Genomic DNA, 15,660 nt, shown 5'->3' with positions numbered 1-15,660 from the left:
CCTCTAAATGCGGTTATATTTGCTGAACTTGTAATTCTAAGTTTTAATGAAAAGAAGGATATTAAGTTTATTCGTATTAGTTGTTTTGAGCGCATGCGCTTCAAAAAAGGAGATACTCTACATGCAAGATGCGATGCAGCAAGATAATAGTACTGTAAGCTATGCGTCAGCAAACATTCAACCTAATGATATATTAAAGATTACAGTTGAAACTACAATACCAGAAGCGGCAATACCTTATAATAAAACTAGAGCTTTGGGTACACAACCACAAAACTTACAAGTTCTTCAATTAGATGGGTATTTAGTGTCAGTAGACAATATTATAAATTTTCCGGTTTTAGGTGAAATCTCAACAGCCAATAAAACTACTAAGGAGTTAGAAACTGAAATTAAGAATCAATTAACTTCAGGTGGACATCTTACAGACCCCTCGGTTAATGTAAGGCTCATTAATGCTAAAGTTACTATTTTAGGTGAAGTTAATAAGCCTGGTACATATAGTTTTACAGAGCAAAATATCACCATATTACAAGCCTTAGGTTATGCTGGTGATTTAACTATTAATGGAAAGCGCGACGATATTCTTATCACGCGAGAAGTAGATGGAGTGCGTAAAATATCTCATATAGATTTAACCTCGAGCTCATTTATGGATAGTGAATTTTATTTTATAAAACCAAATGACAATATTATTGTTAATCCGAATAATCCTAAGGTAAAGAGTGCAGGTTTTATTGGCAATGTTAGTACTATATTAACCATTGCATCATTAGCGCTTAGTGTTACAATTTTACTCACAAGATAAGGTATGGAGAATCAATTTAATAGTAATTTTTTTGGTGAGGAGGATAAAATTGACGTAAAACAAATTGTGAGGCAATATCTAAGCCACTGGCCTTGGTTTGTAATTGCAGTGGTCGTTTCAATGTTAAGTGCGTACATCTATTTAAGATATGCACCACGCATTTTTGAAACCTATTCCAAAATAAAAGTATTAGATGAATCTGAAGGTTTAGAGCTGCCTACATCTGCATTTGTATTTAATAGAAGTAACATCAATCTAGAGAATGAGATAGAAATCATAAGCTCATACCTGATCATGGAGAGAGTTGTTAGAGAGCTCAATCTAAATACTGTATTTTATGAAGAAGGTACAATACAGACCAAACAAATAGAATCGCTGCCATTAGACTATAACCAAATCATCAAACCAGATAGTATATCAAAAACTTTATCTTATAAAATACAGGTAACAGACAAAGGTTTTCAGGTCATAAACATAGATACGGACAAGGTTCTTAAATTTAAAGGACATTCCACATACACTCAGAATCATAATTTACCATTTAATGTAAAATTAAATGACCAGATTCCACTTAGTGACATCGTAGATACTGCATACAATATTGTGTTTACAACAGTAAAAGAAGCGACCTTGTCTTTAAAAAGTAGAATAGTAGTAGAGGCTGTTGGTGACCGAAGCGATATTTTAAAGCTGTCAATAAAAGGTGAAAGTAAAGAACTGTCGGAAAAAACCCTAAATACCTTAACTACAGTTTTTAATAATGATGGTATTAAAGATAGACAGCTCGTTTCTGAACGTACTGTGGACTTTATAGATAATAGGTTTCATTTTTTGGCAGAAGAACTAGACTCTATAGAAATTGACAGGCAAGAGTTTAAACAAGATAATAGAATTGTAGATATTCAAACTGATGCACAAATAGGGATTGAGCAACGCACCAAATCTGAAGAGGAAGTCTTTGCTTTAGAAAATCAGTTAGAACTTTCAAAGTTATTGACAAATTCACTAACAAACCAAACCGAATCAGACTTGTTACCAGCAAACATTGGAATAGAAAACGTTAGTATTAATGGGCTTATTTCAGATTATAATACAGCTGTAATAAATAGAGATAAGTTAATTAGAAGTGGTGGTGAAAATAACCCGATGGTACAATTGGCTATTGCCGAAGTACAGAATTTAAAATCTAGTATTGATAGGTCATTAAAAGCCTATTCAGCACAAGTGACTGCATCATTGAATCAGCTGAAAACCAAAAACAGAAGATTGGCCGGAAGAGTGTCTCAAATACCTGAACAAGAGCGCTTATTTAAAGCTATAGATCGTCAACAAAAAATAAAAGAGAGTCTTTACCTTTTATTGCTTCAAAAACGTGAAGAAGCTGCTATTAATTTAGCCATTACAGAACCATCAATTAAGGAGGTTGAACTTGCGCTTTCTAGTATGAGACCAATATCACCAAAGCCTACTATAGTCTATGCAGGTGCTTTGTTAGCAGGTTTACTAATACCATTTGGGGTGTTGTATCTCATTTTTATGTTAGATACCAAATTGCATAGCAAAGATGATATTGCCGAAGTGACCACCCAAATTCCAGTAATTGGTGAGATACCAGATTTAAGGAAGAAAAAAAATATCATTTTTAATGATCCTAATGATCGATCTCCTTTAGCAGAATCATTTAGAATTTTAAGCTCTAACGTTGATTATGTTCTGCCAGTTAAGGAAGGTGAAAAAGGAAAAATAATCTATTGTACGTCTACAATTAAGGGTGAAGGTAAAACCTATGTAAGTCTTAATCTATCACTTGCACTCTCTAGTATTAACAAAAAGGTATTACTCATTGGTGCTGACTTAAGAAATCCTCAAATTCACACCCACATAAGTGAAGATAAGCAGAAGCCAGGTTTATCTAATTACCTGCATGATGTAGATTATAATTGGCAAGATGCTTTAATAAGTGGTTTTGATAAGCATCCAAATCATCGTATTATTCTTTCCGGAAGTATTCCGCCAAACCCAGCTCATTTACTTACAAATGGACGTTTTAAAAAGCTTATTGAAGAGGCTAGGGAAATATACGATTACGTTGTTGTTGATACAGCTCCAACAATCCTTGTTACTGATACGATGCTAATTTCGCAATTAGCAGATGTAACTATTTACATTACTAGAGCCAACTATACAGAGAAGAATCTGTTGAAATTCTCAAAAGATTTATCAGAAAGCGGTAAGTTAAAAAACATGGCCTATGTAATAAATAGTGTAGGGGCAAGTAAGTCTCAAGGTTATGGTTATAACTATGGTTATAACTATGGTTATGGTAGTGCTGACAGCTAGGAGGATTTTATTGCGATATTACTTTTCAGTTTCATACATGATATTTATCATAATTTCTATCAGTTTTATAGGTTACTTTTAATAGTGAATTGTAAAACTAATAGTCATGAGATATATACCACCAATTTCAGAAATAATGAGCAAAAATATCATTGCGCTCAATAGAGATGATGATTTAGAAACTGCTGAGATCCTTTTTAAAAGACATAAGATAAGACATATACCTGTTGTAAATGGAGAAATAATAATAGGTATGTTGAGTTATTCAGATTTGTTACGCATTAGTTTTGCTGATGCAGTATTTGATAACGAGGAAGAAGTTGATACACTAGTATACAATATGTTTACTATTGATCAGGTAATGGTTAAAAATGTTGTTACCGTGTCACCTACAGCCACTGTTAAGGATGTAGCTAAGATACTGTCAGAAAAAGAATTTCATGCATTGCCTGTCGTAGAAGATGGAAGTCTTGTTGGTATTGTTACCACTACAGATTTATTAAAATATCTCTTGAAGCAACTATAAAAAAAGCGCCAGTAATGGCGCTTTTTTTATGAGTTGGCTAAAGTTTTTAGCTTTTCAATTGTAGCTGTGGGATTATCACTTTTAAAAACATGACTTCCAGCAACGAAGGTGTCTGCTCCGGCTTCCACTAACTTCTTAATATTTTTATCGGTGACACCACCATCAATTTCAATGCGTGTGTCTAATCCTTGCTCATCAATTAGCTTGCGAAGCTTTTTGATACGTTGATAGGTAACGTCTTCAAACTTTTGACCACCAAAACCGGGATTTATAGACATTAATAATACCATATAGCATTCTGGTAAAATATCTTCTAAAACATTTATAGGTGTTGTAATGTTGAGCACAACGCCTGCTTTACAACCAGAATCTTTTATTTGTCTCAATGTTCTGTGCAAATGTACTGTAGATTCGTAATGTACAGTGATGATATCTGCACCTACTTTAGCAAATTCTTCTATGTAGCGCTCAGGTTTTTCTATCATTAAATGCACATCCAAAGGTTTGGTAGCGTGCTTTTTTATAGCTGCAATTACAGGCATGCCGTATGAAATATTTGGCACAAAATGACCATCCATTACATCAATATGAAACCAATCTGCTTCACTTTTATTAACCATTTCAGTATCGCGTTGTAAGTTGCCAAAATCAGAGGCTAACATGGAAGGTGCTATAAACTTTTTAGTCATTTAGGTAGTTTGTTAAATGTTTGAGCAAAGTTATATAAAATTGAAGTTTATTAAGGTTTGGAGTTGATAAGATATTATAAAAAGTGAACCCACGGTAATCAGCCGTGGGTTCTTTCATCAATCAAAAAACGAACAGTTATGTTTTGTAACTGTTGTTACCTTTATTAGGTTGGTGCTTAAATATACAAAAAACCAAGCCTAATCAAACCTTTATATCATTTTAACTCTAAATACTTTTATAGTTATTTTGAATAATTATGCTTAAAGTATTCTATAACAGAAGTTAACCTAAATAGGTTTTTAATATTTTGCTTCTAGACGTATGCTTTAACCTACGAATAGCTTTTTCTTTTATTTGTCTTACACGCTCACGAGTTAAATCAAAAGTTTCACCAATTTCCTCTAAAGTCATTGGGTGTTGATTTCCAAGTCCAAAATACAGACGAATAACATCAGCCTCACGAGGAGTCAATGTTTCAAGTGCACGCTCTATTTCTGTTCTTAAAGATTCATGCAATAAGTCTTTATCAGGGTTTGGGGATTCACCACTACGAAGTACATCGTACAGGTTAGAATCTTCTCCTTCAACTAATGGTGCATCCATACTTACATGACGACCAGAATTTTTCATGGACTCTTTAACATCGTTAATCGTCATGTCTAATTCTTTAGCGATTTCTTCTGCAGAAGGAGGACGCTCGTGACTTTGCTCTAAAAACGCAAACGTCTTATTGATTTTATTAATAGAACCAATCTTGTTAAGTGGTAAACGCACAATACGAGATTGTTCTGCTAGAGCTTGTAAAATAGATTGACGAATCCACCATACAGCATAAGATATAAACTTAAAACCACGTGTTTCATCAAAACGCTGTGCAGCTTTAATTAATCCTAAATTACCTTCATTAATTAAATCTGGTAATGTTAAACCTTGGTTTTGGTATTGCTTAGCCACGGAAACTACGAAACGCAAGTTAGCCTTAGTTAATTTTTCTAAAGCTATCTGATCGCCTGCTTTAATGCGCTGAGCTAATTCTACTTCTTCGTCTGCAGTAATAAGGTCGACTTTACCTATTTCTTGTAGGTATTTGTCTAATGAAGCGGTTTCTCTGTTAGTAACCTGCTTGGTAATTTTGAGCTGTCTCATTTACTTTTTTTGTGATTTGTGCAATTTACAACATTGTTGTTGCTTTTATTATACGTAAATAAGCATCAAAATGTTACAGAGTTGCGAAAAAAAATTAAATCTTCAGCAATTTTACGGTGTCTAAATGAATAGCATCTACCGTTTCATTAGTAAATTTGTAGTGACCTCTTGTTGTAATTAGCCTAAAACGATACGACTTAAGTTGACTCAGAGTATTTAGAAATAACCATTTAGATTTTAAAAGTTTAGGTTTTTCTGATTTTAAACTTAAATCAAAAATGTGCTTTCGTCCTTCTTTCTCTGCAACAATATCTGGAGTAATGTCTATATCACTACCTTTTTTATGATAGGATTTAGGCGTTTCATACCCTTCAATATCTGCTTTAATATTGTTGTAACCTAAATTTTCTAAATAACTTATAGAGTTACTTAATTCTTCGCTGTATTTTTTTTTGTCTTCTGAAATCATAACAGATAATATAATAATTTACATGCAAAATTCCAAATTTTGAGTAAAATGGGACTTTAAGAGCTGTTAAACTCTTACTTGCCCATCTCCAAAAACGTAATACTTATTAGTTACTAATTGTTTTAAACCTAAAGGTCCTCTGTGGTGTAGTTTATCGGTACTAATCGCCAACTCGGCACCAACACCCATTTGACCTCCATCTGTAAATCGCGTAGAAGCATTATGGTAAACGGCTGCGCTATCTACATTATTCATAAACGTTAAAGCTTCATTTTTATCTTCAGTTATAATGGCTGCAGAATGCTTTCCTGAGTATTTATTGATCATATCAGTGGCTTCATCAATGTTATCAACTGAAGCAATTAAAAGCTTTAGGGCTAAAAATTCTTCAAACCAAATGCTGTCTTGAGATACGGTATTTACATTTTCTAATAGCTTAGAAATAGATTTATCTGCAATGATTTCAACATTGTGTTGTTCTAATTTTTGCTTTAGCATCATCAATTTAGTTTCGTATTCAGGAATGTTCTTATTGATAAGAACTTTATCTAGTGCATTACATCCTGAAATTTTATCGGTTTTGGCATTTATAATTACATTAACCGCTTTGCTCCAATCTGCTTTTTCAGAAACATACAAGAAATTGTTTCCTCTACCACTAACCAGAACTGCACATGTAGCATGGGTTTTTACGAATTCAATAAGTCGCTCTCCACCTCTTGGTACTATTAAATCTAAAGGTTCAGTTGGATTTTTTAGAAATTCTTGTGTTTCTTCACGTTTTAAGTGTAATAACTTAATCCAGTCTTTAGATAGGCCGTTTTCAGTTAAAGCTTCGTGCCAGCATTGCTCTAAAATAATATTACTATTATAGGCTTCTTTACCACCTTTCAGCAAAATTTTGTTGTTGGCTTTAAATGCTAAAACTGCCGCTTCAATAGTGACATCTGGTCGAGACTCATAGATGATAAGAATAGTTCCGAATGGAGCAGTAGTATTCACTATATTAAGTCCATTCTTTAAGGTTCTGTTTGAAATTTCCTGCCCAACAGGATCGTCTTGAAGCCTTACAGAATTTACAGCTTCTATCATCTCATCAACTTTTTTGTTGTTTACAATTAAACGATCAAAAAGGGCTTGATCTTCCTTTTGAAAAGCATCTAAATCTTTTTTGTTAGCTTCAATAATGGCATCGCGTTTGCGATTCAAAATTGCAGCCATGGATTTTAATACGTTGTTTTTTATATCTGTATTTAAAAGTTTCATAAATGTTGTTTTTAGGCACTAATAAATTTAGTACCAACTTGTTTGTTATTAATTATATCTACAATTACATTTTCGCGTTTACCGTTAGCGATATAAGTAGGTATGTCTTTTTTGGCAGTGCCTTTGGCTATCTTTAATTTTGAAGCCATACCACCACGTCCTTCTCCTTCTTTTTTATTAGAAGCACAGACATATTTTTCTACGTTTTGGTCTGTTCTTACCAAGTTTAACTTTCGAGATTCGTCATCGTCTGGATGACCTGTATACAGACCATCAGTATCTGATAAGATAATTAAGCGATCTGCATCTAACAGTTCAGCAACTAAACTGGCTAACTCATCATTGTCTGAAAACATTGACATGGTTAAAGAGACAGCATCATCCTCATTGGCGATAGGAATAACACCTTCGGCCAATAAGCCTTCATAACAGTTTATCATGTTTTGTCTGTGTTTTCCAGGATCAAAATCGCGCTTTGTGGCCAATATTTGAGCACAACGCATTCCGTAATCATGGAAAATACTGTAGTAATGACGCATCATTCTTGGTTGTCCAACTGCAGAATAAACCTGTCGTCTTATAGATTTATCATCAATTTTAGTGTCTCCTAAAACTTCCATTCCTGCAATTGCAGAACCAGAAGACACTAGGATTACCATGATATCCTCTTCGTATAATACAGCAATTTGGCGTACTAATTCTCTAAGGACTGGTCCTAAAATTCTGTTGTCTTTATTTGTTAAAACGTTGGTTCCTACTTTTACGACCACACGTTTAATATCATCTTTCATTTTATTTGTTTTTTCCTAATTCAACTGCTCTGTCAAACGCAGCATAGGCTGCATCTTGAATAAGTTGTTTTACATTATTGTCTTCCATTGAGTCTATTGCTGCTTGGGTTGTACCTCCTTTAGAGGCCACTTTATCAATCCAGCGTTCAGGTGAAATATCAGATTGATTGAACAATTCAATAGCACCTTCAAATGTGTTGCTTACTAGAATTTTTGAATCATAGTCTGAAAAGCCCATTTTCTGAGCAGCTTCTAACATAGATTGCATGAAATAAAATACATAAGCTGGTCCGCTACCAGAAATACCTGTTGAGGCATCAATAAATTTTTCCGTATCTACATGGATAGACGTTCCTGTAGTATCTAATAAGTGTCTTACCATTAAAAGTTCTACTCGCGATATAGCTTTAGAACCTGTGTAAGATGTAACGCCTTTACCAACTTTTGCAGGCAGATTAGGCATGGTTCTAACCACTTTTTTTATGCCTAAGCCTTTTTGAATAGTGTCTATACTAACACCTGCCATTAACGATACAAATATTTGCTCGTCGTTGATTAGGGGTTTCATGTTTTTAAAAAGCTCTTCGCAGTGATAAGGTTTTACTGCCAAGAATACGATGTCCGACTTTGGTAAACCGTCCTCTAAAGAGGTGTATACATCAAATCTTGGGTTTTGTCTGAGTGTTTCAATTTTGTTAGGATCTGTGTCGTAGATTCTTAATTTTTGTTTTCCTAATAAAGAAGAATCTACCATTCCTTCTGAATAGGTTAAGCCCATGTTACCGGCACCTATTACTAATACTTTCATAATTAATTTTTAATTAAACTTTACTTGTCAGTCGCTATATAAGCCTCAAACACTGTGCGATAGTGCCAAACTGAAAAGTTGATTTTAAGATTTTTGAAGTTCAAAAAGAAAAAGTAAGATTGTTGAGGATATGCCAATACATTCCCTATATCCTTAAGGATATGTAAATCTTAAGAAATGTTAAATGAAGCAAAACTGTCAGTTTGTCGGTGACAAAATGTGGATTTACTGAGGTAAGAGAATCGATTTTTGTCTTGTAATTGAAGTAAAATTATGGATAGAACAAAAAAAAGAGGCTGTATTTTACAGCCTCTTTTTTTTGATTTGTTTTTAAAACTTGTAATTAGTTTTCTTCAAAAGTTTGGGTGTCTCCAAAGTAAGCCATTCTAGAATTTAATACTTGGCTGTCTCCAACAAAATTTTCGTTAGATATAAAAGCAACAACACTCAAATTAGTGCTGTTTGCTACATTAGACGGAACATTTGCAGTAAAGGTTCTGGTGTAAACAGAATTTGTAATTTCATTACTAGAAATAGCATCTCCGGCAACATTTGTTAAACTAGCTCTAAGAACATGATCGTGCTGAAAACCAGTAATTACATCTACACCACCATAATAACTTGTGTAATTTTCCTGGTCAGCTATTAAATCATCTTCTAATAGCATAACTACAAGTTTGGTGTTGGCAAAATCAAAATCCTGACTAAATTTTGCATCAACTTTAATAGTCATGGAGTTTCCTGATAAAGAAGGTGTTATGGCTAAACCTAATGGAGCATTGTCACATAATGTAAGGTCTACAACTTGATTTACATTACTTGGCTCTGGGTAAGTACAGTCAGATGCTCTGTCTACCATAGCCGTTGGGTAACCAGTAAGTCCAATCGAAGCTTCTAAGGCTCCAGCTCCTTCAAAATTGTAAGGATCATAACCACTACTTGATGGACTAGAGTTGTATCTGTGAATAGCAACTACATTTATTTGATCAGTTTGTCGTTTTGTGCCTGAAGCAACAGGATTGTCTGCTAGTTTATTAATGTCTTTCTAAAAGCATAATATCCTAAAAAAATAAAAGTCCATTAAATTTTGATGGACTTTTTAATGACATTTCTACTCTATTCGAAATCAAAGAATTCAGTATCTAGTTTAATTCTAGACCTTAGTTTATTAATTTTTTGATGCATTCTATTAAAAAATAGGGCTCTATCTTTTTCACCAGCATTAACTAGAAGTTTAGATATACTCATTTGCTTCTGAAAAAATTCAAACATCAACTCACAAGTTGGTAAGTGTTCAATCTTAAAATAGCTAATAACAGTAAAAGGAGTAAAGAATACCTTTTGGCCTGGAGTAATTATCATAATAGTATTACTCATGGTATGTATGTCATTAATATACAACTGATAACTTGACTTATTTTTAGAGCCAATTAATGATTGTTTTATAGCTTGTTCTTCTACATGTTTTACCACATCTTCAATATCATCACAAATTTTTAATGCCAATTCTTGAGAAAGCATGCCAGCCTCAAAATAATACAAAACCTGTTGAAGAGAACCGTTAATGGTAGTGTTATTCCATATTTCGGTAATGTTTATATCTCTGTAAACCTCCCCAAGTTTAAAGGCGCTATCTAGTAATGGTTGAGGGATGGTTTCTATAAAATCGTCAAAAGACATTTTGTTTTGTGTCATATTTGTGTCAACATCTTTTAACCAAACATAGATTTTATAACGTGAGAGAAAAGAATCCTTTAATGTGTGAAACAGAGGTATATCCTTTGCAGAATATATAATAGAGGCATTTTTTACTTTGGTTAATGGTATTATGCTGCTATATGATTGTTTAAGCCAAGTATTTAGACCTTCAGTATTATGAATTGGTGGTGATAATTCAGTTAATATTGTATTCTGACTTCCTACCTCAAATAGTTTATTCAATGATATGTTATAATGCTTGGCAAGTATTACCGCTTCTTCTAAACTAAGATTGGTTTTATTGTTTACACGCCTATATGCAGCGTCATAACCAATGTCTAAAACTGAAGCTATTTCCTCTACAAAGGATGTTTTTGTTGAGGTTTTTTCTTTTAGATAATCAATAAATATACTTTGCATAAAATCATATTTAAAATTAAAATATTTATATGTATTTGCAAAAATTACAAAAACAAATTATGAATTACGTAAAATAAATAATTTAATTTCAATTATTGCAAGTTAATTTAGGTGTGAATCTAAATTTTATTGATATGAAAAGTGCTAGAAAACAAATAAGACTAATTAGTGTTATTTTAACAAGTTTAATACTCTTCCAAAGTTGTAGAGTTTATAATAAAGAACATGTTACTCTAGATAAAGCTGTTGAAGAAGGTAAAAGGGTAAAGATTTTAACCAAAAAAGGTATAAAATTAAAATTTAAAAAGATTGTTCATTCTGACGGTGTTTATTATGGGATTAAGAGAGTTAAAGGAAATGAAGAATTAAATCCTATAGATCCTAATTCTGTTGAGTCTATACGATTACATAATAAAACAATGTCTATTATATATGGAACAGGTATTGGATTATTGATTTCTGGAGTTGTGCTATCTGTAATATTTATTACTACTTGGGATGGACCAAATTTAGATTTTGCACCAGCTTCCTTTCCTAATTAAAATAAAAAGCCCATCAAATCTTGATGGGCTTTTTTTTAGTAATTAAAGATGATTTAATTAATCTTCTTTGTTATTGTCTTTACGGTTTCTGTCATCTCTACGATTATTACCTCTGTTGCGGTTATCGCGTCCTCGATTGTCTCTGTTACCTTTATTGTTATCGCGCTTAGGTCTATCTTCCCAACCTTCTGGTTTTGGTAAAATAGCTTTACGAGATACTTTTTCTTTTCGTGTTCTTGGATCAATACCAAAGTATTTTACATCAAAAACATCTCCCATGTTTACAACATCAGATACGTTTTCTGTGCGTTCCCAAGCTAATTCGCTTACATGTAATAATACTTCGTTTCCTGGTGCTTCTGTATACTCTACAACAGCTCCAAAATCTAGCATTTTAATCACTTTTACTTCATAGATGCTACCAACTTCTGGTTTAAATAACATTGCATCAATACGTGCTAAAACAGCGTCTATACCTTCAGAACCAACACCTAAGATTTCAACAATACCTTCTTCAGTAACAGGATCTTCATTGATAACAATAGTAGTTTCTGTTTCTTTTTGTAACTCTTGAATGTTCTTTCCGCCAGGTCCAATAAGTGCTCCAATAAATTCATTAGGAATACGTCTTGTTACCATTTTTGGTGCGTGACCTTTAACGTCTGCATTTGGTTCAGAAATAGTATCTGTTAATTTACCTAAGATATGTAAACGACCATCACGAGCTTGTTTTAGTGCATTTACTAAAATCTCATATGATAGTCCTTTTACTTTAATATCCATTTGGCAAGCCGTAATACCATCTGCTGTACCTGTTACTTTAAAGTCCATGTCACCTAAGTGATCTTCATCACCTAAAATATCAGATAATACAGCATATTTACCAGATTCTGTGTCGGTGATTAATCCCATTGCAATACCAGAAACAGGCTTTTTTAATTGTACACCAGCATCCATAAGTGCCATAGTACCAGCACAAACTGTTGCCATAGAAGAAGAACCGTTAGATTCTAACACTTCTGAAACAACACGTACTGTATAAGGACAATCTTCTGGAACCATACCTTTTAAAGCACGTTGAGCTAAGTTACCGTGTCCAACTTCACGTCTAGAAGTTCCTCTAATTGGTCTAGCTTCTCCTGTTGAGAATGGTGGGAAATTATAGTGTAAATAGAAACGCTCTTCACCTTCAAAAGATGGCATATCTATTTGATTAGCTTCTCTACTTGTACCTAAAGTAACGGTTGCTAATGCTTGAGTTTCTCCACGTGTAAAGATTGAAGAACCGTGTGTTGATGGTAAGTAATCTACCTCACACCAAATTGGTCTAATCTCTGTTGTTTTACGACCATCTAAACGTAATCCTTCGTTTAATGTTAAGTCACGTACAGCAGCTTTTTCAGCTTTGCTATAATATTTTGAAATTAAATCGCCAAAATCTTCAACTTCTTCTTCAGAGAAAGATGCGATTATTTCTTCTTTAATTTCTGCAAATGCAGCACCACGTTCGTGCTTAGAAGATCCTGCTTTCGCTACAGCATATACTTTATCGTATGCCATATCATGGATCTTTTTAGCTAAATCTTCGTCTGTTCTTTCAGGTTCGTATTCTCTGGTTTCTTTTTTACCAAAAGCTTCAGCTAATTTTGTCTGAGCTTCACATTGTACTTTGATGGCTTCGTGAGCAGCTTTAATAGCTTCTGTCATTTCTTCTTCAGAAATCTCATCCATTTCACCTTCTACCATCATTACAGAATCAGCAGATGCACCAATCATCATGTCGATATCAGATTCTGCTAATTGTGCTAATGTTGGGTTGATGATAAACTCACCATTAATACGTCCTACTCTTACTTCTGAGATAGGAGTTTCAAAAGGAATATCTGAAAGTTGAATAGCGGCAGATGCAGCTAAACCTGCCATAGCATCTGGCATAACTTCAGGGTCATGAGACATTAATTGAATCATTACCTGAGTTTCGCTGTGATAATCTTTTGGGAATAATGGACGTAAAACACGGTCTACTAAACGCATTGTTAATACTTCTCCGTCACTTGGTCTTGCTTCTCTTTTAAAGAAACCACCAGGATAACGACCAGCAGCAGCAAATTTTTCGCGATAGTCTACTGTTAATGGTAAAAAGTCTACGTCTGCTTGTTTGTAGTTGGAAACAACTGTACATAGTAACATACATTTTCCTGATTGTACAACAACAGAACCATGTGCCTGTTTTGCAAGTTTTCCGGTTTCGATAGATATTTCTCTACCGTCACCAAGGTCAATGACCTCTTTGTAAGTTTTTGGAATCATAAATTTTTTAATTCTTCAGCTGATATGCAGGGCATACTCAGCAATGTTAAACAATGGTCGTTGTGTTGTTGTGTAGTTGTTGTGTGACCAATGAAAAACTATTGTAGCTTCTTCAATTCGAAAATTAAACGCTTTCGAAGACGTTATGTTGTAAACAAAAAACCACGCTAAAAGCGTGGTTTTTCTATTAGAGATTATTTTCTTAATCCTAATTCTTTTACTATTGCACGGTATCTTAAGATATCCTTTTTAGTTAAGTAGTCTAATAAAGCTCTACGCTTACCTACTAACTTTACTAGAGAACGCTCAGAGTTAAAATCTTTACGATTGTTCTTTAAGTGCTCAGTTAAGTGATTAATTCTGTACGTAAATAACGCAATTTGTCCTTCAGCAGAACCAGTATCATTTTTTCCTTTACCGTGTTTTGCGAAGATTTCTTCTTTTTTCTCTTTAGATAAATACATTCTAATATTGTTGTAAATGATTGTTATGTACTTTGAAAGATTTTCTTTCAAGCGGCAAATATAATACTTTCTTTGTGATTTGTGGTTTTTTTTGTAACTTTTAATCTGTATAACAATGTTTTAGTAAGTCTCCCCTGACTAATTAAGAGCTTATTCCTATTAATCCTGAAAACTTAGTTAGGATGAAAGCTATTCGCTCTTCTCAAAATGTAGCCAATGCATACGATGTATTAGATCGTGTGTTTAATAATACTTATAATGGTATTGCTGTTGTTAGTATGGATGGCGATTGGCTTAAAATGAATGAAGCCGTTTCAGATATCTTCGGTTATACCAAATCCGAGCTTTTTAATATGGACATCGATAATATAGTCTTTATAGAAGACTTAGGTGTACATGAGGAAAAGTTTGAAAAATTAATAAGCGGTAAAATAGATAAGTACAGAGTAAAGCAGCGTTTTTTTCATAAAAGTGGAGACGTTATTTGGGTGTTGATCTATGTTACTCTTGTATATTTTAAAGAGGGAAGGCCTCATATGATCTGGCAGTTTACTGATGTAACTAATCGTCAAAAAAATCAGGATAAGTTAAAAGCCATGCTTAGTGTGGCTAAGGAGCAGAATGACAGACTAACGTCTTTTGCAAATATTGTAACTCATAACCTTAGGTCGCATTCTGGGAATTTGGCTTCGCTAACCGACTTTTTAGAAGATGATTTTCACGGGATTACAAAAAACGAAAATTATAAATTGCTAAAGCAAGCTGTTGATAATTTGCAAGAAACTGTCGCCCACCTCACTGAAGTTGCAAAAATTAGAGAAATAGAGCCTTCAAAATTGCAAAATCTTAATCTTTATGAATATGTTGAAAAGGCAATGTATAATATTATTGCAATGGCTCAGAATTCTAATGCTGTTATTTATAATCAAATAGATGAATCTCATTATGTAAAAGCTGTTCCTGCTTATCTAGATAGTATTATTTTAAATTTTCTTACCAATGCTATTAAATATAAATCTGATTTGCGATCACCTGAGATTGAGTTATCATCTGTAATTGAAGGCGATTTCGTTATATTTAAAATTAAAGATAACGGGTTAGGTATTGATATGGATAAATTTGGAGATAAACTTTTTCTCATGTATAAAACGTTTCATTGTAATGAGGATGCTATTGGTATTGGACTGTTTTTAACTAAAAACCATATAGAGTCTCTTGGAGGTAAGGTTTCGGTAAAGAGCGAAGTTAATGTTGGTACCGAGTTTTCAGTTTATTTTAAAAAAAGCTCTTGATAATAGATAAGTTTTTGTAACTTCGTTATATATCCCCTTAAAAAAGAGTAGGTTAACAAGCATATTGTTATTGTTTAACACTTGCTCTGC

At 33.4% G+C, this 15,660-nt stretch carries 15 protein-coding genes; 5 read left to right on the top strand and 10 right to left on the bottom strand.

Translation table 11 applies throughout. From position 1 onward, the window contains the following. Positions 1-46: 46 nt before the first annotated feature. The 3 genes from V1468_RS00985 to V1468_RS00975 all read left to right on the top strand — a co-directional run bounded on the left by V1468_RS00985 (position 47) and on the right by V1468_RS00975 (position 3,674). Complete coding sequence (locus V1468_RS00985) at positions 47-808, top strand: polysaccharide biosynthesis/export family protein (RefSeq protein ID WP_331808397.1); 762 nt, start codon at positions 47-49, stop codon at positions 806-808. 3 nt (positions 809-811) lie between these two features. Next, positions 812-3,148, top strand: coding sequence for a GumC family protein (locus V1468_RS00980; protein WP_331808396.1), 2,337 nt, complete (start codon positions 812-814; stop codon positions 3,146-3,148). A gap of 106 nt (positions 3,149-3,254) precedes the next feature. Continuing rightward, on the top strand, positions 3,255-3,674 hold the full coding sequence (locus V1468_RS00975) for a CBS domain-containing protein (protein WP_331808395.1): 420 nt from the start codon (positions 3,255-3,257) through the stop codon (positions 3,672-3,674). A gap of 26 nt (positions 3,675-3,700) precedes the next feature. Here V1468_RS00975 and rpe read toward each other — a convergent pair whose 3' ends face one another. The 8 genes from rpe to V1468_RS00935 form a co-directional block, all read right to left on the bottom strand. After that, the gene (gene rpe, locus V1468_RS00970; RefSeq protein ID WP_331808394.1) at positions 3,701-4,363 is read right to left on the bottom strand and encodes a ribulose-phosphate 3-epimerase; all 663 of its coding nucleotides are present in this window, start codon (positions 4,361-4,363) and stop codon (positions 3,701-3,703) included. Positions 4,364-4,646: 283 nt separating this feature from the next. Beyond that, positions 4,647-5,510, bottom strand: coding sequence for a sigma-70 family RNA polymerase sigma factor (locus tag V1468_RS00965; RefSeq protein ID WP_094967995.1), 864 nt, complete (start codon positions 5,508-5,510; stop codon positions 4,647-4,649). A gap of 94 nt (positions 5,511-5,604) precedes the next feature. Continuing rightward, entirely contained in the window at positions 5,605-5,979 is a 375-nt protein-coding gene (locus V1468_RS00960) for a hypothetical protein (protein WP_331808393.1), read from the bottom strand. Positions 5,980-6,045: 66 nt separating this feature from the next. Continuing rightward, a complete protein-coding gene (locus V1468_RS00955) occupies positions 6,046-7,245 on the bottom strand; it encodes a glutamate-5-semialdehyde dehydrogenase (RefSeq protein WP_331808392.1) in 1,200 nt (399 codons plus the stop codon). Between the two features lie 11 nt (positions 7,246-7,256). Then, on the bottom strand, positions 7,257-8,036 hold the full coding sequence (proB, locus tag V1468_RS00950) for a glutamate 5-kinase (protein WP_331808391.1): 780 nt from the start codon (positions 8,034-8,036) through the stop codon (positions 7,257-7,259). A 1-nt stretch (position 8,037) separates the two neighbouring features. Further along, positions 8,038-8,844: a pyrroline-5-carboxylate reductase gene (gene proC / locus V1468_RS00945; protein ID WP_331808390.1), complete on the bottom strand. Its 807-nt coding sequence runs from the start codon at positions 8,842-8,844 to the stop codon at positions 8,038-8,040. 343 nt (positions 8,845-9,187) lie between these two features. Then, positions 9,188-9,811, bottom strand: coding sequence for an Omp28-related outer membrane protein (locus tag V1468_RS00940; RefSeq protein WP_331809331.1), 624 nt, complete (start codon positions 9,809-9,811; stop codon positions 9,188-9,190). Positions 9,812-9,960: 149 nt separating this feature from the next. Further along, a complete protein-coding gene (locus tag V1468_RS00935; RefSeq protein WP_331808389.1) occupies positions 9,961-10,962 on the bottom strand; it encodes a hypothetical protein in 1,002 nt (333 codons plus the stop codon). 134 nt (positions 10,963-11,096) lie between these two features. On the opposite strand from V1468_RS00935, the gene V1468_RS00930 reads away from it, so the two are divergent. Further along, entirely contained in the window at positions 11,097-11,504 is a 408-nt protein-coding gene (locus tag V1468_RS00930; RefSeq protein WP_331808388.1) for a hypothetical protein, read from the top strand. A 57-nt stretch (positions 11,505-11,561) separates the two neighbouring features. On the opposite strand, the gene V1468_RS00925 is transcribed toward V1468_RS00930, so the two are convergent. Together V1468_RS00925 and rpsO are read right to left on the bottom strand one after the other, a co-directional pair. Further along, positions 11,562-13,814: a polyribonucleotide nucleotidyltransferase gene (locus V1468_RS00925; RefSeq protein WP_331808387.1), complete on the bottom strand. Its 2,253-nt coding sequence runs from the start codon at positions 13,812-13,814 to the stop codon at positions 11,562-11,564. 194 nt (positions 13,815-14,008) lie between these two features. After that, the gene (gene rpsO, locus V1468_RS00920; RefSeq protein ID WP_331808386.1) at positions 14,009-14,278 is read right to left on the bottom strand and encodes a 30S ribosomal protein S15; all 270 of its coding nucleotides are present in this window, start codon (positions 14,276-14,278) and stop codon (positions 14,009-14,011) included. Between the two features lie 182 nt (positions 14,279-14,460). Here rpsO and V1468_RS00915 point away from each other — a divergent pair, with 182 nt between their 5' ends. Continuing rightward, entirely contained in the window at positions 14,461-15,570 is a 1,110-nt protein-coding gene (locus V1468_RS00915; protein WP_331808385.1) for a sensor histidine kinase, read from the top strand. The last annotated feature ends 90 nt before the right edge of the window (positions 15,571-15,660 follow it).

The organism is Winogradskyella poriferorum, from assembly GCF_036553625.1.
GTDB lineage: Bacteria > Bacteroidota > Bacteroidia > Flavobacteriales > Flavobacteriaceae > Winogradskyella > Winogradskyella poriferorum.
This window is presented reverse-complemented; position numbering and strand designations above follow the sequence as displayed.

Coding starts and splice junctions, on each gene's coding strand:
- V1468_RS00980 (WP_331808396.1), top strand. CDS start 812: ATGGAGAATCAATTTAATAGTAATTTTTTTGGTGAGGAGGATAAAATT.
- rpe (WP_331808394.1), bottom strand. CDS start 4,363: ATGACTAAAAAGTTTATAGCACCTTCCATGTTAGCCTCTGATTTTGGC.
- V1468_RS00925 (WP_331808387.1), bottom strand. CDS start 13,814: ATGATTCCAAAAACTTACAAAGAGGTCATTGACCTTGGTGACGGTAGA.
- V1468_RS00975 (WP_331808395.1), top strand. CDS start 3,255: ATGAGATATATACCACCAATTTCAGAAATAATGAGCAAAAATATCATT.
- V1468_RS00985 (WP_331808397.1), top strand. CDS start 47: ATGAAAAGAAGGATATTAAGTTTATTCGTATTAGTTGTTTTGAGCGCA.
- V1468_RS00930 (WP_331808388.1), top strand. CDS start 11,097: ATGAAAAGTGCTAGAAAACAAATAAGACTAATTAGTGTTATTTTAACA.
- V1468_RS00915 (WP_331808385.1), top strand. CDS start 14,461: ATGAAAGCTATTCGCTCTTCTCAAAATGTAGCCAATGCATACGATGTA.
- V1468_RS00955 (WP_331808392.1), bottom strand. CDS start 7,245: ATGAAACTTTTAAATACAGATATAAAAAACAACGTATTAAAATCCATG.
- proB (WP_331808391.1), bottom strand. CDS start 8,036: ATGAAAGATGATATTAAACGTGTGGTCGTAAAAGTAGGAACCAACGTT.
- V1468_RS00965 (WP_094967995.1), bottom strand. CDS start 5,510: ATGAGACAGCTCAAAATTACCAAGCAGGTTACTAACAGAGAAACCGCT.
- proC (WP_331808390.1), bottom strand. CDS start 8,844: ATGAAAGTATTAGTAATAGGTGCCGGTAACATGGGCTTAACCTATTCA.
- rpsO (WP_331808386.1), bottom strand. CDS start 14,278: ATGTATTTATCTAAAGAGAAAAAAGAAGAAATCTTCGCAAAACACGGT.
- V1468_RS00960 (WP_331808393.1), bottom strand. CDS start 5,979: ATGATTTCAGAAGACAAAAAAAAATACAGCGAAGAATTAAGTAACTCT.
- V1468_RS00935 (WP_331808389.1), bottom strand. CDS start 10,962: ATGCAAAGTATATTTATTGATTATCTAAAAGAAAAAACCTCAACAAAA.